At 47.5% G+C, this 1,204-nt stretch carries 1 protein-coding gene; it reads left to right on the top strand.

Annotated elements, in window-relative coordinates; all coding sequences use genetic code 11:
- Window positions 1-76 precede the first annotated feature (76 nt).
- Window positions 77-1,188 (top strand): IS3 family transposase gene (locus ACVA54_RS19620; RefSeq protein WP_446641884.1). Its coding sequence is split into 2 segments (ribosomal slippage): window positions 77-329 and window positions 329-1,188, totalling 1,113 coding nucleotides; the frame shifts between segments, so codons are not numbered across the junction.
- Window positions 1,189-1,204 lie beyond the last annotated feature (16 nt).

The raw sequence follows: 1,204 nt of genomic DNA, 5'->3' as shown, positions 1-1,204 counted from the left end.
TGTAACCCTCCCCGAAAAACTGGTCGCTCGCAATTAGAGGTTTTCCGTTTACACTGAAACAAACGGAGAACGCATGATGAAAAAGTCACGCTACACAGAAACACAAATCGTCAAGATCTTGAAGGAAGTGGAAGCTGGTCGAAAGGTCAATGAAGTCTGCCGAGAATATGGGATCTCTGATGCCACCTACTACAACTGGAAATCCAAGTACGGAGGTATGGAGGCCTCAGATGTAAAACGGCTAAAAGAGCTTGAAGAAGAGAACCGTAGGCTCAAGCAGATGTTTGCGGACCTGAGTCTTGAGCACCGCATCGTCAAAGATATTTTAGAAAAAAAGCTCTAAGGCCAGCGGATAAACGCGAGCTTGTCGATTATGCTCGCCAACAATTTCAGGCCAGTTTACGTATGGCTTGCCGCGCAGTTGGCATTAGTGACTCTGTCTATCGCTACAGACCTGATCCTCATCGAGATGATGAGGTGATTGCCAAGCTTCAGGAAGCCGCAGAGCGCTATCCTGCCTACGGATTTGGCAAATTATTTAAAATACTGAGGCGTTGGGGACACCGATGGAACCACAAACGAGTTTATCGTGTTTACTGTTTGCTCAAGTTAAATCTGCGGCGTAAGGGCAAGAAACGTTTACCTAAACGAGAGCCAGCGCCACTGATGTGCCCTGAGTGGATAAACCGTTGTTGGTCTATCGACTTCATGAGTGATTCACTGGTCTGCGGCAGACGCTTTCGTACTTTTAATGTCGTGGACGATTTTAACCGAGAGGTGTTGGCGATTGAAGTGGACTTGAACCTGCCAGCGCCACGCGTAATCAGGGTATTAGAGCGAGTCATTGCTTGGCGAGGGTTACCCAGTAAGCTGCGCATGGATAATGGCCCTGAATTTGTATCAACAGCTCTGGCTGAGTGGGCAGAAGAGAACAAGGTAGAGCTCGAATTCATTCGGCCGGGTAAACCCACCGAGAACTCGTATATCGAACGTTTTAACCGCACTTACCGGACAGAAATACTGGACATGTACGTGTTTAAAGCACTGAGTGAAGTCCGAGAGCTGACAGATAATTGGATGAGGGAATACAACGATGAACGGCCTCATGACTCACTGAATGATCTGACTCCCTGGGAGTATTTAGCAAGGTGTGAGAATAGGAAAAACTCTAAGTTAGAGTGCCACTAATCCAGGGAGGGTTACA

The sequence above is a fragment of the Vibrio sp. PNB23_22_6 genome, assembly GCF_052877535.1.
Note: the sequence above shows the minus strand (reverse complement) of the source record. Positions and strands in the feature narration are given on the sequence as shown.